Source organism: Deltaproteobacteria bacterium (assembly GCA_020848905.1).
In the GTDB taxonomy this organism is placed as follows: Bacteria; Myxococcota_A; Polyangia.
In genome coordinates this window covers 20,181-43,809 of sequence record JADLHG010000013.1, presented here as the reverse complement: position 1 = coordinate 43,809, position 23,629 = coordinate 20,181, and the positions used below count along the sequence as shown (strand labels likewise).

The following is a 23,629-nucleotide window of genomic DNA, read 5'->3' as shown; positions in this document are numbered from 1 at the left end:
AGTACGGGCCTGCCGCTGGCGGCAAAGGAGGCTCTTCCATGTCCCGCTTCGCGCGGCGCCTCGGCGCCCTGGTCGCCTTCACCCTCGCTGCCGGCTGCGGTAGCTCCAGCACCACGCCCTCCGCCGACGGCCGCGTGACCGGCGACGCGCCGCACGCGCGCGCCGACGCGGGACTGAACGTGGCCGAGAAGGAGGCCGCCGAGCGCTTCTACGGCGGCCTGGTGGACGCCATCTGCGAGAACATCCTGCGCTGCTGCAACGCCGACGAGCTAACCTACGTCTACAAGAAGAACGTCTCCGACCTGGCCACCTGCAAGGCGCGGATCGGCCTCAGCTACGTCAGCTCCCGGTACAGTCTGGGTCGCCTCGCCGCGGTGGGGCGGCTCAAGGTCCAGCCGGACAAGGCCGAGGCCTGCCTGAGCGGGCTGAAGACAGCCACCTGCGCGACGCCGACGACCTCCAGCTCCTCGACCCCGCTGCCGCCCCTGCCCAAGGCCTGCGAGACGCGCCAGGCCTTCAAGGGCCTCGTTGCGCTCGGCGAACCCTGCACCTCGCCCAACGAGTGTGCCGCCGACGCCCGCTGCTCCTCGAGCCTGGGGGCCGGTGTCTGCATCCCGCTCTTCAAGGATGGGGAGCCCTGCGGCTTCTCCTCCGAGTGCCTCGACGAGCTGACCTGCACCAACGGGAAGACCGGGCCGATGGTCTGCCGGCCTCCCGCCAAGGAGGGTCAGTCCTGCGCGGAGGTCGGGTGCGACCCGGACGACCCCGCGATCTTCTGCGAATCGCAGCTCACGAGCACCGACAGCCCGGCCTGCGTGAAGCGGCGCGCCGTGGGCGGGAACTGCAAGGGGTCCTCGCACTGCGAGCCGGGGCTCTACTGCGACCTCACCGACCCCAAGGCCGGGCGCTGCGTCGAGAAGGGAAAGCTCGGCGGCCCCTGCCTCACCAAGGACAGCGCGCAGTGCGAGGCGGGGCTCTATTGCGATGCCCGCACGGATCCGACCAAGCCCGTCTGCGCGGCCAAGAAGAAGGAAAACGACCCCTGTGCCGGCTATACGGAGTGCCTTTCCGGCTCCTGCCAGGCGCCGGCCGCCGGGGGGGCCAACGTCTGCACCGGAAAGCCGGTACCGCCGGCGCCGATCTGCGACGGCAAGTAAACCGGGTCGCCTCGCCCGCGAGCCATCTCGCGGGGCTTCCTCGCGCGCTCCGGTGCTCGACGCGTCCGCACGAGGAGCGCCGCGAGCAGCGCCAGCATCCAGCTCGTCCGCCCGCCATCGTCCGCGGACGCGGCTAGCCGACAGGCGCACCCGCCCGTGTCGAAGGGCGGAGGCACGACCGCCGCCGTCGCCGCGTCCGACGGCCCCGCGTCTCGCCGCGCCGCCGAGCCGAGATCCCGCGGACCCGCGCTCCGCGCGTCCGTCGGCGCGTTCGGTCCGAGAACCTGCGCGATGAGCTCCACCTTCGCCCCCCCGGAGCCGCGATTGAAGGGGAGCACGAAGTAGCTCGCGCCCGGCACGAGCGGCGCGTCGGCATCGTCCACGCTGAGCGTCACTCCGGTCGCTCCCGGCGTCAGGGTTCGCACCAGCTCGAGCGGCGGCAGCGTCCCCCGGTAGAGCACGGGCCCCGCCCGCCGCAACCAGAAGCCGCAGGTCCCCGCCGGCCGCAGCACCACCCGCAGCGCCGGCGCGTCGCGCGGCACGTCGATCCGGTACTGCGCGAGGCCCGGCACCTCGGCAAACGACGACGGGAGGACCGACCGACCCGGGAGCTCGGTAGTCTGGATACTGTCGAGCGGCAGCGGCAGCACGCGCGAGCAGCCCTCGCCGAAGCCGCGGGCCTGGAGCGCCGCCTCGAGCAGGGGCGCCGCGCGCGGAGCCTCCCGGCCTACGAGGCCCTTGAGGAGCATCGTGGCGTCCACGAAGCCCGCGTGCTTCGGTAGCGAGACCATGAAGAGGTAGAGCGCGTCGTCGAGATCGCGCGGTCCCTTGAGCCGGACGCGCACCTCCCAGGCCGCCTGCATGAGCCCCAGCGCCCCGATGTGCGACTCGAGCGCGCGGTGGCTGGAGCAGGTGGCCGACCCGGCGAGCGAACGGTAGAACGGCTTATCTCCCGCGGCGTACTCGGCGATGTTCGGGTCGCCCGTGAAGATCGCCGCCCACAGGTCGGCGAAGCCCTCGTTCAGCGCCAGCGGATCTCCGTTGTAGCCGAGGGCGTCGATGGTGGGCTGGAGGTGCGAGGTGACGTCCACGACGCCGTGCGTGTACTCGTGGAAGATCACGTCGGCGTCGTAGGCCTTGTCCCGCGCGTCGCTCTGCATCAGCACGACATCTCGCTCGCCGTCCTGGTCCAGGTCCCCGTAATACGAGGACCCCGCGGCGGGACCTTTGGCGGTCTCCTCGTGCATGTTCACGAAGACGCCGAGCGGCAGGTCGCCGTCCCCGCGGCGAAAGCCGAACCGCTCCCCGAGCCACCGCCGGTAGCGGTCTACCTGGTAGTAGGCCTGCACCTCGGCGAAGGGGTCCTCGTAGCTCGGCTCCGTGGGGGAATACAGGAAGTCGCCGTTCGCGTCCGGCCGCGCGAAGCGGCTGCAGGAGAGGGCGCCGCCGAGGAGGCGCTTGCAGCTCGCCACGTCGGCGTAGCGACCGGAGAGACCACCCCCCTCCACCAGGCCGGGGAGCTCCACCTCGGCCAGGGCGCCGACCACCGGGTTCGTCGAGTAGACCTTGCCCCGCGCGCCCACCCAGCCCGGCTCCGCGCGGAGAGGCTGCCCGTCGTCACCCACCACCACGCGAGGCGAGCCGAGGGGCGAGCCGGGGACGAGGTCGAGGGCCCAGGCCCAGCGCGGCAGCCCCGGACCCGCCAGCACCCCGAGCTCCGCCGGTCGCCGCAGCCTCGCACCGGGAAGGCGCCGCAGCGCCTCGCCCTCGACGCGGCGCGTGCTCTCCGTCGGGGCGGGGCCGAGCGCGGTAAGCGGGACGAGCGAGCCGCTCACCGCGACCACCTGCCCGTCCAGCACGAGCACGCTCACCTCGGTATCGTGTACCGGATGGCCGTCCACGATCTGCGCAAAGCGCACCACCGCCCCTCGGGGCACCGGCGTGACGCGCTCCAGCCGCAGCGTCGCGTGGGGCTCGCCGAGCTCGCGTCGAAGAGAGAGCGCCGCGCGGGTCGCGCCTTCGACCGCCAAGGGTGCCGGCAGCTTCAAGCCCGTGACCGTGCGGGCCGCCGCGAGAGGGGAGTGAAGGAAGACGACCACGGCGAGGGAGGCGATCCACGAGACCGACCGAGCCGCAGCACTGCCTCTCGAAGTCACCTCCCGATCATATCACGCCGGCGCTCCGGGCCGTCGTCGGCGCGGGGCCCTCAGGCCGGATCGAGCAGCATCAGCGAAACCAGAGCGCTCCAGATGTAGTTCGGGTGCGAGGAGTTCTCTGCCGCCGGGTCGTCGGGGTGATAGAGCTCCATGAGCTGGTGCCGCAGCGAGAGCTGCTTCTTGACGCAGGCCACGGTCTTGTCCCGGAGCTCCCGGGCCAGCTCCGTGCGACCGGCCTCTCTGAGCGGGCGCAGAAAGAGGTATTGCCACTGCAGCCAGACCGGCCCGTCCCACCGGCTCGTCCCCGCCACGGTCGAATACGACGGATCCGCGGCCGACAGACTGGGCACGCCGCAGGCCCGCCAGAAGCGCTTCGGGTCGGTCAGCTTTCGGAGCAGCGCGTCGAGGCGGTCCGGCGGCACGATCCCCGCCCAGAGCGGCAGAAACCCCCACTGCTCCTCGCGCTTGAGGTCGTTCTCCTTGGCGAAGGTGAAGGTCTCGGTCTCCCGCTTCACGTTGTAGTAGAAGCCCGTCTCCGCGTCCCACATCACCTCGTTCACCCGCTTCGCGCGCTGGCGAGCGACCTCTTCCCACCGCAGAGCCTCCGCCGCACGTCCGAGCGCCGTGGCCATGGCCGCCAGGGACTTCTCCTCGCGCACCAGCATGGAGTTCAGGGCCACGCTCTCCACGGCATCCGGAGGCGCGACCTCTTTCCATACGATGTCGGTGGAGTCCGGCACCGGTTCGATCTGGGTCCAGCCCCCCCATTCGGCGAGGCCATCGCGGTCCGTATCCCGCTCGCGCTCCCAGAAGGCGTGCACGCGCGCGCCGGCCTCGTACGCCTCGCGCAGAAAGACGGGATCCTTCGTTATGCGGTAAACTTCTATAGCCGTATAGGCGAGCAGGGGTGCCGAAGCGGTCCGCAGCATCGTGACGGTGCTCTTCGGTCCGATGTTGTAGGGCAGGTATCCGTCCGGCTCTACCCGACGGAGAAAGACGCGCAGGGAATCCATAGCCAGGGTCGGCATCGCGTGCGCGAGCAGGATCAGGGATAGCCCCTCCTGGATATGCTGCCCGATGCGCGAGAAGTAGAAGAGTGGCTCGCGCGAGAAGAGGAAATACGGGGTCTCCAGCTTCCCCTCGGGAGGCATGACGAGCTGGTCCACGAGCGCCAGCCCGGCCCGATAGACCAGCCGGTCCTCGCGGCCTCTCCCGCGCAGCTCGGGCCAGGCGGCCAGCCGACGCTGCCCCTCCTCGAAGAGGGGGACGAGCTCCTGCCGTGCGACCGTGCCGAGCTCCGCCGTCAGGGCCTCGCCCTCCCCTGCGCCGTGGACGCCTCGGAGCACGCGCACCAGCGCTTCCTTTCGCGGCGGCAGCGCGACGGAGGTGCGTCCGACGACGACGGCCGCCTCGGAGGGAACGGCAGCCGCGGCAGCCAGCCGGCCCAGATCCTCGGAGAGCGAGCCGCCACAGGCCTCGGCTCCCGCGTAGCTCACCTCGACCGGAGACGGACTACCGTCGACCCGCAGCTCGTCGACGAAGGCCTCCAGAAACGACCCCGGGGCCGTGATCCGCGTGAGCGCGTCCACCGCCGAGGGGTGCGCGAAGCGAAGCGCGGGCCCCGCGACCTGAAGCTGCCGGTACGGTCCGCCGCAGCGGCGCACCCAGGGTAGGAGCTCGACGGTCCGGGACCCCTCGCCCGTGTTTCGCAGCACCACGTCGAGCCGCGCCACGCGCGAGGAGACCACGGCGAAACGCAGCTCGAGATCGAGCCCGGGGCCCAACCGGACCTGCGCCACGGCTCCGTCGCTCGCGAGGTAGCGAAGGCGCGTCTCGGCGTCCTTCGGGACGAGGAGGCGACCTCCTTCGCGCGCGGCGACTCCCCACGTCCCGCCCTGGTCGCTCTCGAAGGCCAGGGCGCCCGAGGCCTCGCGCACCAGGGCGTAACCCTCGTCGGGGAGGTAGCTGCTCCGCGGCCGGGCGGCGGCGAAGGTCAGGTAGACCGGATCGTCGAGCGTCGCGTCGAGCGAGGCCCCGAGCTCGAGCGGCGCCACCGGGGGCCCATCGGACCCGTCTGCCGTGCACCCCTGGCACAGGGCCAGCGCGAGCGGAAGCGCCAGGTGCGCGCGAACGCGCCGCAGCAGGTCAGAGCCCGTCGGGACCATCCGTTTCTCCCTGGGCGGCGGGCCAGGCCCCCCGCCTCGCCAGTCCGCTGGGGCTACGTGTCCCCACCGCGCCGTCGCAGGCTACCGTAACATCAACCGCGAGCCGGTGGCACGGTGCGTGCTTCGGCTGCATACCGGTGGTTGGGAGGCAGCGTCACATGGGCCGGTCGACACGTCGCACCCCCGCTCTCGCCGTCGCCCTCGTGGTCGGCTTGCCGGCCCTCGCCGGCGCCAAGCAGCCCGATCATCTGGCCCAGCAGGCGGGACGCCCCGTGCTGCAGGTGCAGCCGAAGGTCCGCGCGCCGCTCGGGGCCGCGTTCGGTCTGGCGAACCCGATCCTGACCTATCGCGCGGACTACGCCACACGACAACCCGCCGCGCGCCTCGAGGCGCCCTTCGCGCTCGCTTTCTGGGACGGCCCCTCCACGGTGGGAGCCATCTGCTCGGCGCTCGCGGGGATGAAGCAGGCGCTCGCCTTCGGGGCGCCGCTCGACGCCGGCGGGCACTTCCCCGTGCACCACACGGTCCAGCTCGCCCTCCCCGCGACGGCAGACGGCGGCCTCTGTCGCCTGAACGTCACCGTCGGCCCGACCCCGAAGCTCCTCGGGGGCCTCTTCCCCGACCACTTCGAGGTGCGCACCTGGCTCAACGTGGCCGCCCCCGGCCTCGCGCGAGGGACGATGGAGATCGCCGGCCCCACGATCAGCGGACGTCTGACCGGCGTCGCGTTCCAGGAGCACGTGGGCGGCATGATGGACCTCGTGCGGCAGCGCCTCGAGGCTTCGGGCCTCAAGGGGACGCGCCTCGACACCCTCCTCGGACAGAGCGTCGAGCTCTCGCCGCAGGGCTCCGCGAAGTCCACCGTCCGCCTCCACTGATCCGGTCCTCGCCCCTTGCTCCCTCCCCCTCGAGGCGGTTACAACTCCGCTCGCCGGGGCACCTCTTCCCCCCCGGCGCCGAGCGAGTCCTCCACCTCATGAGCTTCCTCCGCCGCGCGCGCATTCCGCTCATCATCTACTTCGTCTGCCTCGCCGCCTACGCGGGCACGAGCGCCGGCTTCCTCAAGCAGCACAGCCAGGACAATCACTATGTCTACCTGGCCGACAGCTTCCTGCACGGGCAGCTCTCGCTGCGCACCGAGCCGCCGCACCAGAACGACTGGGCCCTGGTCCACGAGCTCCAGCTTCGCGACGGCCGGAAGGTCCGCGGCACTTTCTTGCAGGTGGGCGGCCACGGAGACGACTTCAAGACCACCAAGGGCCAGCGGCTCGTCATCACGCCCGACATGATCACGTCGCGGCGGCACGCGTACTACGTCTCGTTCCCCTGGTTCCCGGCCGTCCTGATGATGCCCTTCGTGGCCCTCTTCGGCATGGGCATGAACGACGTGCTCTTCACCGTGCTCCTCGCGGCGTTCAATCCGGTGCTGGTCTACTTCCTCCTCCGGCGGCTGGCGGCGCTCGGGCTCAGTCAGCGGCGCCTCTCCGAAGACCTCTGGCTGGTAGCCCTCTTCGCCTTCGGTACGGTGCACTACTTCGTCTCGGTGAGCGGCCAGGTCTGGTTCACGGCCCACGTCGTGGGGGTGGGCCTGACGGCCTGCTACGCCATCGCCGCGCTCGAGGGGAAGCACCCGGTGCTCGCCGGTCTCTGCCTCGGGCTCGGCTTCGTCACCCGCACTCCGATCCCCTTCGCCTTCCCGCTCGTCGTGGGAGAGATCCTCCGGCGCAACCTCGCGCCGACCGCCGCGGACGCGCCGGCCCCCGACCCCTGCCACCGCCCCGAGCTCGTCCCCTGGCTCCGCGCGCTTTGGCCACGCCTGCAGAAGGGGCCCGCGACGAGGCAGCTCGGTCTGGCCGCGCTTCCCGCCGTGGCCGTGGCCGGCGTGGCCGGGATCCTCAACTTCCTCCGCTTCGATCGTTTCGGCGAATTCGGCCACTACTACCTGAATGTCCGCTGGGCCGAGCGCATCCAGCGCTGGGGGCTCTTCAACTACCACTACATCCCACGCAACCTGGCCGCGCTACTCACGCTGCTGCCTCGCATCTCGGCCCAGAAGCCCTTCGTGCAGGTGAGCATGCACGGCCTCTCGCTCTTCGTGACCACCCCGATGTTCGGCTTCCTCTTCTGGCCGCGGCGCCGGAGTGGCGTGCAGCCCTGGCTCTACCTCTCCTGCCTGCTGCCGATGATCGCCCACCTCATGTATCAGCACACGGGGTGGCAGCAGTTCGGCTTCCGCTTCAGCCTCGACTACACCGTTTTCCTGGTGGCGCTCCTGGCCGTCGGCGGGTATCGTATCGGGAAGCTAGCCAAGATCTTGATCCTCTTCGGCATTGCTGTGAACACCTTCGGCGCTGTCACCTATTACCGGATGTGGGACTTCTACTGGGACGGCATGTTTCCCGTGGAGTAGCCCCCCGAGGCAACCATCCTCTAGCGAGAGGTCACATCGTGAGCACGGGCACGCATACGAACGGGATGCTCTACACGGACGGCGACACGGGATCTCTGAAGGTCCGCCGCTGGGTCCTGCGCGTGATCGGGGGCCCCGACACGGGGCTCGAGCGGCCTCTCGACGCGGGCACGATCCTGATGGGCACGCACGAGAACAACGACGTGACCCTCAAGGACAACACCGTCTCGCGCTACCACCTGGAGATCCAGGTGCGCGCGGAGGGGGTGAAGGTCACCGACCAGGACAGCACGAACGGCACCTATCTCGGCAAGACGCGGCTCGGCAGCGTGATCCTCAACGCGCGCGCGAAGCTCAAGGTGGGCGGCGAGACGGAGATCGAGATCATCCCCGCCGACGAATCGGTCGAGGTCACCCCGTTCGCACAGCACCGCCTCGGCAAGGCCTACGGGGCGAGCCCGGCGATGCACGAGGTCTTCGCGCTGCTGAATCAGGTGGCCCCGACGGACAGCACGGTGCTCCTGCTCGGCGAGACGGGGACCGGCAAGGACCTGCTCGCGGAGGCTCTGCACGAGGCCAGCCAGCGGCGGAACAAGCCCTTCGTGGTAGTGGACTGCGGCGCGCTGCCGCGCGAGCTGATGGCCGCCGAGCTCTTCGGGCACACCAAGGGAGCCTTCACCGGCGCCACCGAGGCCAAGCGCGGCCTGGCCGACGAGGCCAGCGGGGGTACGCTCTTCTTCGACGAGATCGGGGAGCTGCCACTCGACCTCCAGCCCCAGCTCCTGCGGCTGCTCGAGAAGAAGGAAGTCCGGCCGATCGGCGAGACGCGCCCTCATACGGTGGACGTACGCGTCGTGGCCGCCACGAACAAGGACCTCTCGAAGCTGGTCAAGGCGGGCAAGTTCCGCGAGGACCTCTACTTCCGCCTGGCCGTGGTGAAGGTGCTCGTCCCCCCGCTGCGCAAGCGCCTGGAGGACATCCCGGCGCTCGTGCGCCTCTTCCTCGAGCAGCTCGGCAAGGTGGACTTCGACGTCCCCGACGTGATCATGCGCCAGCTCCTCGACCACGACTGGCCGGGGAACGTGCGCGAGCTCAGGAACGTGGTGGAGCGGGGCCTCTCCCTCGCCACGGCGCGCATCGCCAGCGACGACGACGACCTCCGGGACGACGACGAGCCGCTGGCCGCCGCGAGCTCGAGCATCTCCGGCGACATGATGGACATGCCCTTCAAGGAGGCCAAGGGGCTGCTCACCGAGGCCTTCGAGCGCGAGTACCTGACGCAGCTCCTGAACCGGCACAAGGGGAACATCTCGCGCGCGGCCATCGAGGCCGGGATCGATCGCAACTACATCCACCGGCTGGTGAAGAAGTACAACCTCGACGTGCAGCGGTAGCCTTCGCACAGAGGCGACGCCGCCTGCCGGGATGGATCGCAAGCCGACTTACGGGAGCTGGATGATCCCCGGCTCCAGATTCCCCCTGGGCGCCGACCTCTGACCGAGCAGCACCGCCGCGGCGGTGGCACCGCCGGCAGCGGCGACACCGAGCGCCGTCCAGAACCACCACCGTTTGTAGACCGGGCGTCGTACCTCGCCGGCGCCGAGGCCCCGCGCCTGGACCACCAGCGGACGCTGCGGCTCGCCCACGCGGGCCAGCACCACGCCGTCCTTGCCACGCACCTCGACGTAGTACTCCACGGTGTAGGCCGACTCGTCCTCGGGGAGGAGGAAGGCGCCGGTGAGCCGGCGCGCGTCGAGGGCCAGCCGGAGCTCGGCGTAGGCCCCGCCCCCCACCCGCCGCCACCAGAGCACGCCCCCCTTCACCTGCGAGAGCCCGCGCCCCACGCGCACCACGAACTCGACGGGCCGCCCGGCCGCGGCACCTGCCGGCGCCGCGTGGTCCACCTCGACCGGGGCCCCCCGCCGGTAGTCGGGGACGAGCGTCTCCTTCACCTGCTCGAAGAACTGGCGCAGCTTGGGGGACCCGCTCGGGTCCCGCAGGATGTGCGCCGGGTCGAGCCGAAGGAGCCGCTCGAAGGCCACCTTCGCGCGGTCGGCATCGCCGAGGATGAGGTGCGACAGACCCTCGAGCTCGAGTGCGTCCGTCTTCTGGCTCGAGGTCGCCGCGGGGCTCTGCACGATGCGCGTGACGAGCTGGATCGCCGCCTCGTACTCCTGGCGCGAATACTGGCGCTTGGCCTCGGCGAGCTGCTCGTCGAGCCCACCGCCGCGCGCGAACGCCGAGGACGACACGGCGATGGCGGTGACGCACACCGCGGCGCGCAGAACGAAGGTCGTCATCGGGGCTTCTGCTGCAGCCAGAAGGCGCCCTGGGGCTCACCCCCGAGCAGCACGTCGATCACCCCGTCTCCGTCCACGTCCGCCGCGGCGACGTTCGTCCCCCCCGGGGGATCTCCCGGCCCCCCCTCGAGCTCGACGAGCGACTCGGCAAACCGACCCGTGCCGTCGTTGATCAGGATGCGTGCGCCGCCGGGCCGCGGTCGCGCCAGCACCAGATCCGGCGCGCAATCGGCGTTCAGGTCCTGCGCGAGGATGTCCTTCGCGTCCGGGATGCCGAAGGTGTCGTGCCGCTCGAAGGCGTTCGTCCGCCCGTTCTTCACCAACACCACCGTGGCGTCGTCCTGACCGAGCACGAGGTCCGTCAAGCCGTCGCGGTTGAAGTCCGCCGCGGCCACGGAAGGAGTGGGGCGCTCGGGCGCCGCGGAGAGCGTCACGGCGCGGAAAGTGGGGTTCGGCTTCCCGTCGGAGAGCAACAGCACCGGCTTCTTCCCGACGGTCCCTTGCCCCAGCACGAGATCCGGCGCGCCGTCCCCGTCGAAGAAACCCGCGGCCACCGAGGTAGGCTCGCTCAGCGTCCCGGCGGCGAGCCCGAGCGACAGCTCCTCGAAGCTGCCTCCGCCCCGGTTCAGCAGCACGGCCAGCCCCTCCGTCGGAGAGACCAGCGCCAGGTCGACGCGTCCGTCGCCATTCAGGTCCGCCGCCGCGGCCGCCGAGTACTCCTTGCCGGTGATCGGCGCCGGCGCCGCGTCGAAGGTGCCGTCCCCGCGATGCCGCCAGATGAGCGGTCCGCTGCCGCGCAGAAGCAGAATGTCCAGGTGGCACTCGCCCCCTTCGCCGGCGGCGTGCAGGTCGAAGACCAGTACGCGGTGCAGGGCCCCCGCGGCACCGAGGACGGGGAGCCCCTCGGGGTGCCTCTCGATACGCCGGTTCGCGAGCGAATAGGCCAGGCGCACGGAGCCCTCCACCGACGGGACCACGAGCTCGGTGGGCGCGAAGGGGACGGGGATCGGCGCCACCGCGCCTTGCTTGTCGTGGAGCCGCCCGGCGAGCCGGAATCGGCCCGACCCGAGCACGCCGCTGCAGCGGGACGCCCCGCCGTCGGTGGGCTGCGTCGGGCCCACGTCGAGGTCTCGCCGCTCGACCGAATTGCTCGCAAACGCGATCTTCTCGCGCAGCCACGACACCTGTCGGCCAGCGCGCTCGCCGCGAAGAAGAACCTCGAAGTCCGTACCGTACTCCTGTCCAGGGAGCACGGTGAGCGTCTGGGCCTTGCCCACGCGGTCGGCCCCCATGGCGTACCGCCTGGAGAAGAGCGACTTCGCCCCCGAGGTGAGCTGCAGGCAGAGGGCGTCCAGCTCGTCAGGCACCCGCAGGTTGAGATGCACGACCAGCTCGACGGAGGTTTCAGCGCATCCTGTCCAGAACAGACAGAAAAGGAGGCTCAGGGCGGGAGATGAACGCAGCGTCAAGGTCCGTAGGCTCCCAGTGCGTGAGCTCCGCGCGAGTCCAGGTCGAGGCGCCCAGAAAGCGTGGGGACTCTACCACAGTGGACCGTCGGGAAGGGCCCGCCGGGGGGGCCGCGCTCTTCGCGCCGGGTGTCTCGCGAAACACGAAGTGTGGTATGTTGTGTGCATACGCCAGGGTGCAGCCGTGCGGCCGAACCGCCCGAGGCTGCAGCGAGGGGGCGTGCGGCCCTCGGGCGGACGTGCTGGTGCGGGACCGCCCGTTCCAGGCTGAGGAGCCATGAGTAGCGGGATCCCCTTCGGCAACTATCGCCTGCTGCGCCGGATCGCCCGCGGAGGGATGGCCGAGGTCTTCCTCGCCGCGCAGCGGGGCCCCGAGGGCTTCGAGCGCACGGTCGCGGTGAAGCGGATCCTGCCGCACCTGGCCGACCAGACCCAGTTCGTGGACATGTTCATGGACGAGGCGCGACTGGCGGCGCGGCTCAGCCACCCGAACATCGCCCACATCTACGAGTGGGGCCGCGTCGAGGACGCGTACTTCATCGCCATGGAGTACATCGACGGCATCGACCTCTCCGCCGTGATCCTCGACACCAAGACGCTGATCCCGCTCGAGCACGCGGCGCGGGTCGCCGCCGACGTCTGCGGCGGCCTGCACTACGCGCACGCCCAGAAGGCCCCCGACGGGACCCCGCTCGGGCTCGTGCACCGCGACATCAGCCCGCAGAACATCCTCGTCTCGTTCGACGGCGTGGTGAAGGTGGTGGACTTCGGCATCGCGCAGGCCGCTTTCCACATCAACCGCACCCAGCCGGGCGTGGTGCGGGGCAAGTACACGTACATGTCCCCCGAACAGGTGGAGGGGAAGCCGCTCGACGGACGCTCGGACATCTTCTGCCTCGGGATCGTGCTCTACGAGATGTGCACGGGCGACGCGCTCTTCCCGCGCACCGACGCGCTGAAGGCCATGCGCCAGATCCGCGCCGGCCAGATCCCTCCGCCCAAGCGAGGCGACCGACCGCTGCCGCCGGGGCTCGAACGCATTCTGCGCAAGGCACTCGCCAAGAAGCCGGACGATCGCTATCGGACCGCCGGCGAGATGCAGATGGACCTGGAAGAGTACCTGCGCTCCACGACGCTCATCTCGACCTCGATCCGCCTCGGCGAATACATCACCGAGCGCTACCGCAAGTACCGCCCCGAGGTGCTCATCACGCCCCCGTCTCCGGAGCGCAAGGCGCCCGGCACGGTGCAGGTGGACTTCCCCAAGACGCCGGGGGGGACGCGCCCCGTGGCCCCGAGTCCGCCGACCCCCTCGCAGCCCTCCGCCCCCGGAGGAACGCCCTCCGACCCGCTGGCGGAGCCGTTCCATTCGAGCGACGAGCGGACTCTCGGCCCGATGGATCTGCTCCAGCCGGAGAGCGCCGAGCGCTCGGTCCCCACCCAGGTGTCGGGGGTCATTCAAGGGCGGCTTCCGCCCCGGCCCGCCACCGATCGGCCGATGCGGGTTCCGCTCGCCTCGGGACCTACGGGGATGCCGGCGCTGCCCGCGTCGGCGCTCGAGGCGATCAGCGGCTCGAGCACGGTGGTGGACGAACATCCTCCGCTCTCGCTGGACCGGGGGATGGGCCCGATCGCCGACGTCGAATCGCTCGACACGGTGGTCGAGCCGCGCGGCGAGGCCGAGACCGAGGACGGGAACCTGGAGCTGACGCTGCACCACGAACGCTCCGACCCGGCGCCGCAACCGGCCCGAGGAGTGCGCACCGGTCGCGCCCCGCGCCCCGCGCTCGAGGACGAAGAGGAGGAGGCCGAGACGCGAATGCCCGTCGCGCGCCACCTGCACTCGGCCTACACCGCGGCGCGCACCCCCGGTGCCCCGACGGAGACCCGTCGCCCCCGCGGACAGAAGGTCGCGATCATCGGCACGGCGCTCGGGGTGCTGGCGATCGGCGGCGTCCTCGCCGGGTACTGGCTCGCGGCCCCCTCGGAGCCGGCGCCGACCGCGGGCGGCACGGCGGACACGGGACCCAAGGCCTCGAGCGGGCCACGCCCCGGAACCGGCCGCTCGGGGAGCGAGCTCGCAGCCATCGCGCCGCGGCCGACGGGCAGGCAGGCCGACGCCGCCGCCGCTCGCAAGGGAACGCCGATCGCGCCGCCGCGCCCCGCCCCCGAACCCACGCGCGGGGCCCTGCGCATCCACTCCACACCGCTCGGCGCGCGCATCACCGTCGACGGGAACGAGCTGCCGGGCTCGTCGCCCCTTCGGTACCCGGTCCGCCCCGGCACGCACAGCGTGCTGGCCGAGCTGAAGGGATACGAATCGAAGGAGCAGCAGGTGACGGTGCTCGCCGGGCAGGTGCTGCCCGTGCACCTCGTCCTCGAGCGCGCGGTGGACAACGAGCCGGTGATCTCGCCCGTCAAGCGCAGCGCCACCAACGGGACGGCGAAGAAGAAGCGGCGCAAGCCGCGCAAGACCACCAAGGTCGCGATCCGCGGCATGCCCCCGGCCGAGTCGCTCGAGCCCGAACCCGCGCGCCCGCCCCCACCGAAGATGGTCGAGACCGGCTTTCTCTCGGTCACGACCATCCCCTGGTCGCGTGTCTCCGTGGACGGCAAGGTCATCGGCGACACGCCGCTCGCCAACGTAAAGATCCCCGCCGGCCGCCACGTCGTGAAGCTGACGAACCCAGAGCGCGGTACGGTCTCGCGGGTGGTGCACATTCAGCCCGGACAGACGACCAAGCTCCGCCTGAATCTCTGACCCATTCGGCCAGCGCGCCGCACCTCCCGTCACCAGACCTTCGATTCTCAGTCGACCGCCTTTCGTCGGCGCCGAATTCCGCACGGCCAGCGCCCGCCATCTGACCGACTTGCCGTCGGAGAGCCCGCGGCACGAATCGTGCTGACTCGACCGCCGTCACTACATCACCAAGGCGGTTTGAACTCCCCAACTAAGATGGAGGAAGCAATGCTTCGTGCAGGACTGATGGGTATGGTGTTGGCTGCGGCGATGATGCTCACGGGGTTCGGTACGGCACACGCCACGGGTCGCCTGTCGAATAATCCGCAGCGGACGGCGAAGGCCGCTGCGCTCAAGGGCGCGGCCTTCTACCTGAACCACTTCGCGCTTGGCGGCGATCTCCGCGACTACTTCGGCCGCTCGATCGGCTCGAAGCAGCTCTGGAGCGTGAAGGTGCTCAGCACCTCCGCCACCGGCGTGCAGCGCTGGCTCGTCGCCACGCGCAAGCAGATCAAGATGCAGGGGGGCGAGAAGGCCGCCCTCGCCACCGTGAAGGTCAGCGTCAAGCAGCTCCCGAACGGCAAGTGGTCGGCCTACACCGGCGGCTCGGGCAACGGGAACATGACCCTCATCGTGCCGATGTCCGAGCTGGTGAACAGCCTTTAGAGCGCCGAACGGTTTCACCTCGGTTGTGAAATCGCCGATGTGCGTCGCATCGCTGCGTTGCTCCTCAGTCACATATTCCCGATATGCTCCCTCGTCGCGCCTTGCGCTGCTCGCATCTCGACGATTTCACTCGGTCGGCCAAACCGATCGGCGCTCTGGCGGACTTCACGCCGGCGCGCTCTCCACGACCTTGCGGAGCGCCGCCGGCAGCCGTCGCAGCTGCCCCTTCTCGTCGATGCAGGCGTGCGTGGTGTGCCCCTCTGCGAGGAGGTGCCCGTCGCTCTCTCGCACGACGCGGTAGGTGAACGAGAGGCGCACGGGCCCCGCCTCCTTGAGCGACGTCCACACCACGAGCTGGTCGTCGTAGGTCGCGGGAGACCTATAGCGCACGTAGGCCTCGACGACGGGCATGAAGATCCCCTCTCCCTCGAGCTCCTTGTACGAACGTCCACGCGCGCGGAGGTACTCCGCCCGACCCACCTCGAACCAGCGCAGGTAGTTGGCGTAGTAGACGATGCCCAGCTTGTCCGTCTCTCCGTAGCTCACGCGCAGGCGGGCGGGGGTCTCGCTCGCGGGGGGTGTGCTCTTTCTGGTCAAGGGAAGGGCTCCTTCGGCGGAGGCGCGTCGATGAGCTCCACCACGTCGCTGTCGTCCTCTTCGGTCTCGGGCGTGAACAGGTCCATCTCCGGCAGCGGAAGCTCTCCGCCCCCGCCGAGCAGCTCACCGAGAGCCGAAGCCCCCTCCTCGTCGTCGAGACCCAGGAGGTCCACGTCTACATCCACATCTACATCCACGTCGTCGGACGGAACCTCGGCAGCGACCTCACCCCCGGCCTCCATCTCCAGCTCCATTTCTGTCCCGGCCCCGGCCTCCATCTCCAGCTCGCCCTCGGCCTGCGCTTCGCCCACGGGGCCCTCCTCGGCCACGGCCTCCGCGGCGGGCTCGGCGGGCCCCCCCCGCACGAGCTCCAGCGCCTCGGGCTCGGGAAGGGCGATCCGCTCGCCGCAGCCGCGGCAGCGCGGTGGACGCGCGAGCGTTCCACAGGCCGGGCAGCGCACCTGGCGCTCGTCGTCGTCCGATCCCTGCGCCGAGACCGAGGGCGCCGCGAACTGCTGCACCGACATGCCGCACGCGTCGCAGAAGCGTCCGCTCCCCGGCGGCTGTTCCGCGCCGCAGTGAGGACAAAGCATGGATCGGCCTACGCCGGGCGTCGCCGAGCGAAGGCGCCCCACCCGCCGTAGATCGCGCTGTCGCCGAGCTCCTCGCTGATGCGCAGGAGCTGGTTGTACTTGGCCACCCGATCGGAGCGCGAGGCGGAGCCCGTCTTGATCTGCCCGGCGGCGGTCGCCACCGCGAGATCGGCGATGAAGGCGTCCTCCGTCTCGCCGCTGCGGTGCGAGATGATCGCCGTCCATCCGGCGCGCTGGGTCATCTGCACGGCCTCGAGCGTCTCCGTCAGGCTGCCGATCTGGTTCACCTTGATCAGCACGGAGTTCGCCGCCTGCCGCTCGATCCCCTGGGCGATGCGCGTGGTGTTCGTCACGAAGAGGTCGTCCCCGACGATCTGGACGCGGTCGCCGATCCGCTTGGTCAGCGCGATGAAGCCGTCCCAATCGTCCTCGTAGAGGCCGTCTTCCAAGCTCACGATGGGGTACTTGTCCGCCAGCCGGGCCCAGTAGTCCACGAACTCGGCCGAGGTCAGCTCCTTCTTCTCCCCCTCGAGGAGGTACTTGCGCCGGTCCTTGTCCCAGAGCTCGCTCGCCGCGGCGTCGATGGCGATGCCGATCTGCTCGCCGGGCTTGTAGCCGGCCTTCTGGATCGCCTCCATCAGCGCCACGATGGCGGCCTCGTTGGTCTCGAGGTTCGGCGCGAAGCCCCCCTCGTCCCCCACGGCGGTGTTGAGGCCGCGCCCCTTGAGCACCTGCTTGAGGCGGTGAAAGACCTCGGTCCCCGCGCGAAGCGCGTCCTCGAAGGACGAGAAGCCGGCGGGGACGAGCATGAACTCCTGCACGTCGAGAGAGTTGTCGGCGTGCGCGCCGCCGTTCAGCACGTTCATGAGGGGCACCGGCAGACGTCGCGCGTTCACGCCCCCGAGGTACCGATAGAGCGGCAGGCCCACCGTCTCGGCCGCCGCGCGCGCCACGGCGAGCGACACGCCGAGGATGGCGTTCGCACCCAGACTGGACTTGTTGGGCGTGCCGTCGAGTTCGAGCATCGCCTGGTCCACACCGGACTGGTCGAGCGTGTCGTAGCCCACCACGACCGGGGCGATGCGCTCGGTGACGTTCTCGACCGCCTTGCGGACCCCCTTGCCGAGATAGCGACCGGCGTCCCCGTCACGCAGCTCGAGGGCCTCGTGCTCCCCCGTCGAAGCGCCCGAAGGGACGGCCGCGCGCCCGACGGACCCGGCCGCGGTGGCGACCTCCACCTCGATGGTGGGGTTTCCGCGCGAGTCCAGGATCTCGCGGGCAGAGATCTCGACGATTTCGGTCATGGGCCTCTCCTTCGATCGTGTGCACCCGGGCGTACCAGAGCCGCCCACCGCGGTCAATCGCGGGGGGCCTCGCGTGCCTATCTCCGGATAACCGCAGTAATTTGACCCGCGGCGGATGCCACGGCTACTCTGGGGCCATGCCCCTGGGTTCGGGCAAGTATCAGGTGGTGTCGCGTCTGGCGGCGGCCGAGGTGGCCGAGGTCTATCGGGCGCGGCTTGCCAGCGCCGGGGGAGCGGGCGGCGAGCTGCTCCTCAAGCGACTGATGCCCGCGCTGGCTCGCCAGCCCCACGTCGCGAAGCTCTTTCTCGAGGAGCTGGCCGTCGCAGCCCGGCTCTCGCACCCGGGGCTCGTGCGCGTGCTCGGCGCCGAATGCGACGGCGACGACGTGCTGGCGGTGCTCGAATACGTGCCCGGTCGAGACCTCGAGGCGCTGCAGGAGCTCGGCGCGACGCAGGGCGCACCTATGCCCTTCGGTCTGGCGACCTTCGTGGTCGGCTCCGTCTGCCAAGCGCTGCACTACGTGCACACGGCCACCGACGACGAGGGAAAGCCCCTCGGCCTGGTGCACGCGTCGGTGACGCCGCGCAACGTGCTCGTCACGAGTGCGGGCGAGGTGAAGCTCGCGGACTTCGGCATGACCCGGCTGGCCAAGGCCGCGGCCCAGAACCAGGCCGGGATGCTGCGCTCCAAGTACGCCTATATGTCCCCCGAGCAATGCCGGGGCGATGCCCTCGACGCCCGGAGCGACGTCTTCTCGGCCGGCATCCTGCTCTACGAGCTCGTCTGCCACCGACGGCTCTTCCGGCGGCAATCGGACTTCGCCACGACCCGGGCGGTGCTCCAGGATCCGATTCCGCCCCCGTCCGCGGTGAGCGAGGACGTTCCCGACGCGCTCGAGGAGATCACGCTGCGGGCCCTCGCGCGCGACCGCGAGCAGCGGTACGCGTCGGCCCTGGAGATGCATGAGGCGCTGGTAGACGCGATCCACGAGGGGCGCTGGGCCACCGGGGCCCCCGAGCTGGCCCGCTACGTGACGAGCCTCGTCGGGCACGGCGAGGACGAGCTCGTGCCGGACGAGCACGCGGAGGCCACGCAGCCCGGTGCGGCGACGGGCGCCGAGCCCTCGCGACTCCCGCTCCCGGACGTGGCGCTCCCCGAGCTCGACGACGTCATCGACGACGCCATCCCGCTGTTCGTGCAGGACGCGGCCACCCGCCCGGGGGGGGCCCCGACCCGGACGGCCTCCGCGGTGCCGGGCCCTCGCCCCGAGCCCGCGAGCGGCGACGCACGACCTCTCGTCGCCGACGACTTCTTCAGCCGGCTCGAAGGCCCTGCCCCCGAGGACGCGACCGGTCCGATGCAGCTTCCGCGCAGCCTGGAGGAGTCGGCACGCGTCGCGGGAGCTAGCGCAGCGGTTTCAGCGGGCGCCGCGCCCTCCGCGGGCTCGCCCGAGGCGCCGGTCGCCGCGCCGGGGAAGAGTCCGGAACCGCCTCCGCGCGCCCTCCCTCGCGCCCTGCTCGTCGTAGGAGGGCTCCTCGTGGCCCTCGGCGTCGGAGCGCTCGTGTTCGCTCTCACGCGCGAGAAGAAGCTCGTCCAGAAGCCGGCGCAGGTCGAGCTCGTCTCCGAACCGGCCGGCGCGACGATCTACGTCAACGGACAGGAGCGCTTCGGCACGACGCCGCTGACGCTCTACGACATCTCCCCGGGCCAGGCCCACCGCATCGTGCTCATGCTCGCGGGCTACGAGGAGTGGAAGTACGAGCTGCGCGCGGAGCCAGGCAGCCGGCAGACCTTGAGCGCGCGGCTCAAGCGCGTGGGCGCCGGAGCTGCCGACGCCGTGCTCGTGGTGCAGAGCGAGCCCGAGGGGGCTGCGGTCTACCTCAACAACGAGCGCCGGGGCGACGCGCCGACGATCATCGAAGCGGTGACGAGCGGCGTGCCCAATACGCTCATCCTGCGCAAACCGGGCTACCAGGAGGCCGCGCTCGCCGTGGACCCCCTGAGGTCGAGAGAACGGCGAACCGTCTCGGTGCGTCTCGTCCGCGCCCCCACCAAGGCCCCGGCGAAGAAGAAGCCTGCACCGACCAAGGGCGGCGCGAAGGCTGGCCCGGCCGCCTCCGGCACGCAGCCGTCGGGCAAGCCGTCGGCCACCGGCATCCACGTGCCCCACACCAAGGGGCGGGTGCTGGGCGGCAGCAAGGTCGGCGAGCGCCTTCCGAAGCGCTGAGGGCTGCGCGAGGCGCGGTCACTCCCCCGAGACGAGCGGTCCGAAGGTCCAGAGCGACAGCACGACGAAGAGCAGGTCGAAGACCGAGACCAGCTTGAGCCAGACGAAGACGGTGGGGAGGTCCGCCGGCGAGGCGAGGAGGGCCGCGGTCCCCTTGGCCCCCGCCACGAGCAGCGGCATGGCGATGGGATAGGTCAGGATGCCGAGGAGCACCTCGCGTCCCCCCGAGCGCATCAGGCTCCCCGCGAAGAGGGTCCCCACGATCGCGTAGCCGAGGGTCCCGCCGAGCAGCAGCGCGGCGAAGAGGCCGAGGCTCGGCAGCTCCAGGTTGAAGAGCACGGCGATGAGCGGCACGGTGACGAGCTCGGTCAGCGCGAGATAGACGAGCACCCCGAGGAGCTTGCCGACGTAGAGCGAGCCCCGCGGTAGCGGGCTGAGGAGGAGGGCCTGCAAGGTGTCGGACTCGCGCTCGCGCTCGAAGACCCGACCGAGGCCGAGGGTCCCCGCGAAGGCGATGGCGATCCAGAGCAGGCCGCCCGCCACCTCGGTGAGCGGCTGCCCCTCGCGCGAGAGGGCGAAGGAGAAGACGGCCACCATGAGGACGGAGAAGAGCCCCATGGTGTAGACGATCTCGCGAGACCGCCACTCCACGCGCAGGTCCTTGAGCAACACGTCCAGGATCGCCCGCAGCGGGGACGGAGCATACGCGGGCGACGCGGAGGCCGCGCGCGCGTCGGGCGGATGGGGTTCCGAGGCCGCTCCCGGCGCGACCTGGACGGGGTCGTCGGCGCTCTCGGGCAAAGCGCTCTCGGGCGAAGCGCTCTCCGCCGCGGGCGCGTTGGCCCCGAGCAGCCCGGCCGAACGCAGGGCGCCGCGATAGCGACGGTCCAGCTCTCCGGCCGAGAGACCCGGGGAGCGGTGCTCGGCCACCAGGCGTCCTTTGACCAGCACGAGCACGTGGTCGGCCAGACCGTCCATCGCCTCGAGGTCGTGCGTGACGACCACGACGATCTTCCCCGCCGCGCGCGCCTCCCGGAGCTGATCGCGGAGCACCTCCACGGCGGTGAAGTCGAGACCGGTGAACGGCTCGTCGAGCAGCAGGAGCGACGGGTTGGAGAGCAGCGCCCGCGCGACCGAAATGCGCTGGGTCATGCCGCGCGAGAGGTGCCGCACCGGGCGGTCCGCCGCCTCCGTCATGCCGAGGCGCGCGAGCCACTCGTCGGCCACCCGCGCGGGGTCGGGAACGCCGTAGATGCGGGCGAAGAAGATCAGGTTCTCGCGGCACGAGAGGTCCCGGTAGAGCAGGGCCGCGTGGGCCACGAGGCCCACCTGCGAGCGCAGCTCCCCGCCGAACTCCACCGCGTCGTGCTCGCCGAAGCGCAGCGTCCCTCCGGAGGGGCGCCGGAGCGTGCTCAGCAGGCCGAGCAGGGTGGACTTGCCCGCCCCGTTCGGGCCCATGAGGACGGTGATCTCGCCCGCCCGCAGCCCGCAGCTCACGCCGGAGAGGGCCACGTGGCGGCCGTAGACCTTGCGCACTGCCGAAAGCTCCACGCGGGCGAATTCGAGTCTCTCATCCACGCTCCATCCCTACCCCTTTCCCGAGGGGTAGCGCCAGTGCTTTCGCCTCGGTTGACACATTGCGCCACGCGTGGAAGGATGCGCCCGTTCCACTCTACGAACGGGAGCGGCAGGAGAGGACCATGATGGACAAGCTCAAGCAAGAAGCGATGCGGCGGGGGATGAAGCTCATGACCAACCCGCGGGTGATGAAGTTGATGGCGGACCCCCGGTTCATGAACGCCATCAGCCAGGGATTCGCCCTGAAGGGGCGCATCCAGAGCGAGATCGACGCGCGCCTGCGCACGGTGGCCGGCGCGCTGCACCTCGCGACCAAGGACGACGTGGAGACCTTGCAGCGCACGGTCCGTCAGATGGAATCGTCGATGAACAGCCTCGAGAAGAAGGTGACCGGCTAGCGAGAGATCGCCGTGCGCCGGACCAGCACGCCACCGCCTCCATGACCTCTGCGGTCCAGCTTCGACACGACCGCACGCTCACCCTGCCCGAGATCTCGGCCGTCGGCCGGGGCACCGCTCGGATCTCGCTCGCTCCCGAGACCGTCGCGCTCCTCGCGCAACGACGCGCCGAGGTGGTGCAAGCCGTCCTGGCGCAGGAAGAACCGGCCTACGGCTTCAACCGCGGCTTCGGCCACAACGTGAACCTGCGGGTGGCCGGGCGCCCCGAGCTCCTCGAGGAGCTGCAGCTCAACCTCATCCGCTCTCACTCCCTCGGCGTGGGCGAGCCCGCCGAACCAGAGGTGGTGCGCGTCGCGATGGTCTTGCGGGCGCAGTCGCTGGCGCGCGGCTACTCGGCCGTGCGACCGGTGGTCGTCGAGACCTTGCTCGCGGCGCTGAACGCGGACCTGGTCCCCGTCGTGCCGTCGCACGGCTCGGTCAGCGCGAGCGGCGACCTGGCCCCGCTCTCGCACATGGCGCTCGCGCTGCTCGGCGAAGGCGAGGTCTACCTCCGCGGGGCGCGGGTCCCCGCGGCGACCGCGCTCGCCGAGGCCGGCATCGCCCCTCTGCACCTCGAGATGAAGGAGGGGCTCGCGCTGAACAATGGCGCGCAGTACCTCACCGCCCTCGGACTCGTCGCGGCCGAGCGGGCCATGGAGCTCCTGCGCACGGCCACCATCGCCGCGTCCCTGTCCACACAGGTCATGCTCGGGTCGAGCGCTCCCTTCCGCGAGGACCTGCACGCGCTGAGGCCGCACCCGGGGGCGCTGACCGTGGCGCGCTGGCTCCGCAACCTGCTCCACGACTCGCCGATCCAGCGGGTTCACGAGGACAAGCGCCTCGACGGCGAGGTGCAGGACCCCTACAACCTGCGCTGCGCCCCGCAGATCCTCGGCACCTGCCACGACCTGATCACCGACGCGCAGAGGACCTTCGCGCTCGAGGCGGGGAGCGTCACCGACAACCCGCTCATCCTGCGGGACGGCGAGGGACGCCACACGGACGTGGTCTCGGGCGGGCACTTCCACGGCATGCCCGTGGCCGTAAAGGTCTACAACCTCGTGCAGGCGGCGGCGATCATGGCCAGCCTCTCGAGCGCGCGCTGCGCCCGCTACGTGGACGAGCAGCGCAACAAGGGGCTCGGCTCGGGGCTCGTCTGGCCCGGCCTCTCCCCGCAGGAGCGCCCGACCTGCTCGGGGCTGATGATCGCCGAGTACACCGCCGCCTCGCTGACCAACTTCATCTGGGGCCAGACCACGCCGAGCCATCTCTTCAACATCTCCACCGACGCGGGGCAAGAAGACCACGTGAGCATGGGCGCCCCCATGGCGCTGCGCCTCTTCGCCATCCTGCCCCGCCTCGCCGAGGTCCTGGCCCTGGAACTCGCCTTCGCGGCCCAGGCCGCCGCGATCCGGAAGGAGCTCGATCACTTCCCGTCGCGGGCCGAGCTGCCGCACCACGCGAAGGAGCTGCAGGACCGCCTGGTCGAGGAGCTTCGGCAGGCGGTATCGGCCGAGGAGGGGCGCGCGGTCGAGGTGGAGCTCTCGATCCGCAAGCTCTACCCGTGGCGCCGCGAGGAGCGGCTACTCTCCCCCGCGGGCGAGGCGGTCCTCGCGCGCATCGCCCAGGTCCTGCCCCCCGTGGAGCGCGACCGGACCCTGGCCGGAGAGATCGCCGCGCTCGCCGAGCTGGTGCTGCGCGGCGAGCTCACCGCCGCGGCCCAGGCACACGCGGAGCTGACGTAAGAGGGCAGGTAAGCACCCGCCTCCGCTCTTGCACGCGCCCGAGAAGCACCTATGATCCGGCCTCAACGGCGGCAGGCCGCCGCGCGA

General features: G+C 71.0%; 17 protein-coding genes. 9 read left to right on the top strand and 8 right to left on the bottom strand.

Annotated elements, in window-relative coordinates; genetic code table 11:
- Positions 1–38 precede the first annotated feature (38 nt).
- Positions 39–1,157, top strand: a complete 1,119-nt coding sequence (locus IT371_06835) for a hypothetical protein (protein ID MCC6747356.1) — start codon at positions 39–41, stop codon at positions 1,155–1,157.
- Here the strand turns inward: IT371_06835 and IT371_06830 are convergent.
- Both IT371_06830 and IT371_06825 read right to left on the bottom strand, forming a co-directional pair.
- Positions 1,052–3,313, bottom strand: a complete 2,262-nt coding sequence (locus IT371_06830) for a hypothetical protein (protein ID MCC6747355.1) — start codon at positions 3,311–3,313, stop codon at positions 1,052–1,054. The two genes, IT371_06835 and IT371_06830, sit on opposite strands and share 106 nt — an antisense overlap.
- A gap of 50 nt (positions 3,314–3,363) precedes the next feature.
- Entirely contained in the window at positions 3,364–5,478 is a 2,115-nt protein-coding gene (locus IT371_06825; protein ID MCC6747354.1) for a hypothetical protein, read from the bottom strand.
- Between the two features lie 158 nt (positions 5,479–5,636).
- On the opposite strand from IT371_06825, the gene IT371_06820 reads away from it, so the two are divergent.
- The 3 genes from IT371_06820 to IT371_06810 all read left to right on the top strand — a co-directional run bounded on the left by IT371_06820 (position 5,637) and on the right by IT371_06810 (position 9,282).
- Positions 5,637–6,356, top strand: coding sequence for a hypothetical protein (locus IT371_06820; GenBank protein ID MCC6747353.1), 720 nt, complete (start codon positions 5,637–5,639; stop codon positions 6,354–6,356).
- Between the two features lie 98 nt (positions 6,357–6,454).
- A complete protein-coding gene (locus tag IT371_06815) occupies positions 6,455–7,888 on the top strand; it encodes a hypothetical protein (GenBank protein ID MCC6747352.1) in 1,434 nt (477 codons plus the stop codon).
- A gap of 38 nt (positions 7,889–7,926) precedes the next feature.
- Complete coding sequence (locus tag IT371_06810) at positions 7,927–9,282, top strand: sigma 54-dependent Fis family transcriptional regulator (protein ID MCC6747351.1); 1,356 nt, start codon at positions 7,927–7,929, stop codon at positions 9,280–9,282.
- 48 nt (positions 9,283–9,330) lie between these two features.
- Here IT371_06810 and IT371_06805 read toward each other — a convergent pair whose 3' ends face one another.
- Positions 9,331–10,188, bottom strand: coding sequence for a hypothetical protein (locus tag IT371_06805; protein ID MCC6747350.1), 858 nt, complete (start codon positions 10,186–10,188; stop codon positions 9,331–9,333).
- Positions 10,185–11,573 (bottom strand): VCBS repeat-containing protein, encoded by a 1,389-nt coding sequence (locus IT371_06800; protein MCC6747349.1) that lies wholly within the window; start codon positions 11,571–11,573, stop codon positions 10,185–10,187. The genes IT371_06805 and IT371_06800 overlap by 4 nt, the downstream gene beginning before the upstream one ends.
- Positions 11,574–11,931: 358 nt before the next feature.
- On the opposite strand from IT371_06800, the gene IT371_06795 reads away from it, so the two are divergent.
- Both IT371_06795 and IT371_06790 read left to right on the top strand, forming a co-directional pair.
- The gene (locus IT371_06795) at positions 11,932–14,415 is read left to right on the top strand and encodes a protein kinase (protein MCC6747348.1); all 2,484 of its coding nucleotides are present in this window, start codon (positions 11,932–11,934) and stop codon (positions 14,413–14,415) included.
- 207 nt (positions 14,416–14,622) lie between these two features.
- A complete protein-coding gene (locus tag IT371_06790; GenBank protein MCC6747347.1) occupies positions 14,623–15,060 on the top strand; it encodes a hypothetical protein in 438 nt (145 codons plus the stop codon).
- Between the two features lie 165 nt (positions 15,061–15,225).
- On the opposite strand, the gene IT371_06785 is transcribed toward IT371_06790, so the two are convergent.
- Genes IT371_06785 through eno form a run of 3 tightly spaced genes read right to left on the bottom strand, consistent with a single transcriptional unit; the run spans position 15,226 to position 17,554 of the window.
- Positions 15,226–15,657, bottom strand: a complete 432-nt coding sequence (locus tag IT371_06785; protein ID MCC6747346.1) for an acyl-CoA thioesterase — start codon at positions 15,655–15,657, stop codon at positions 15,226–15,228.
- Entirely contained in the window at positions 15,654–16,250 is a 597-nt protein-coding gene (locus IT371_06780) for a zinc ribbon domain-containing protein (GenBank protein ID MCC6747345.1), read from the bottom strand. Before IT371_06780 ends, IT371_06785 begins: the two co-directional genes overlap by 4 nt.
- Before the next feature lie 8 nt (positions 16,251–16,258).
- Entirely contained in the window at positions 16,259–17,554 is a 1,296-nt protein-coding gene (eno, locus tag IT371_06775) for a phosphopyruvate hydratase (GenBank protein MCC6747344.1), read from the bottom strand.
- A gap of 137 nt (positions 17,555–17,691) precedes the next feature.
- Here eno and IT371_06770 point away from each other — a divergent pair, with 137 nt between their 5' ends.
- Positions 17,692–19,782, top strand: coding sequence for a protein kinase (locus IT371_06770; GenBank protein MCC6747343.1), 2,091 nt, complete (start codon positions 17,692–17,694; stop codon positions 19,780–19,782).
- An 18-nt stretch (positions 19,783–19,800) separates the two neighbouring features.
- Here IT371_06770 and IT371_06765 read toward each other — a convergent pair whose 3' ends face one another.
- The gene (locus tag IT371_06765; protein ID MCC6747342.1) at positions 19,801–21,360 is read right to left on the bottom strand and encodes a heme exporter protein CcmB; all 1,560 of its coding nucleotides are present in this window, start codon (positions 21,358–21,360) and stop codon (positions 19,801–19,803) included.
- A gap of 122 nt (positions 21,361–21,482) precedes the next feature.
- Here IT371_06765 and IT371_06760 point away from each other — a divergent pair, with 122 nt between their 5' ends.
- Together IT371_06760 and IT371_06755 are read left to right on the top strand one after the other, a co-directional pair.
- A complete protein-coding gene (locus IT371_06760) occupies positions 21,483–21,758 on the top strand; it encodes a hypothetical protein (GenBank protein MCC6747341.1) in 276 nt (91 codons plus the stop codon).
- A 41-nt stretch (positions 21,759–21,799) separates the two neighbouring features.
- On the top strand, positions 21,800–23,542 hold the full coding sequence (locus IT371_06755) for an aromatic amino acid lyase (protein MCC6747340.1): 1,743 nt from the start codon (positions 21,800–21,802) through the stop codon (positions 23,540–23,542).
- Positions 23,543–23,629 lie beyond the last annotated feature (87 nt).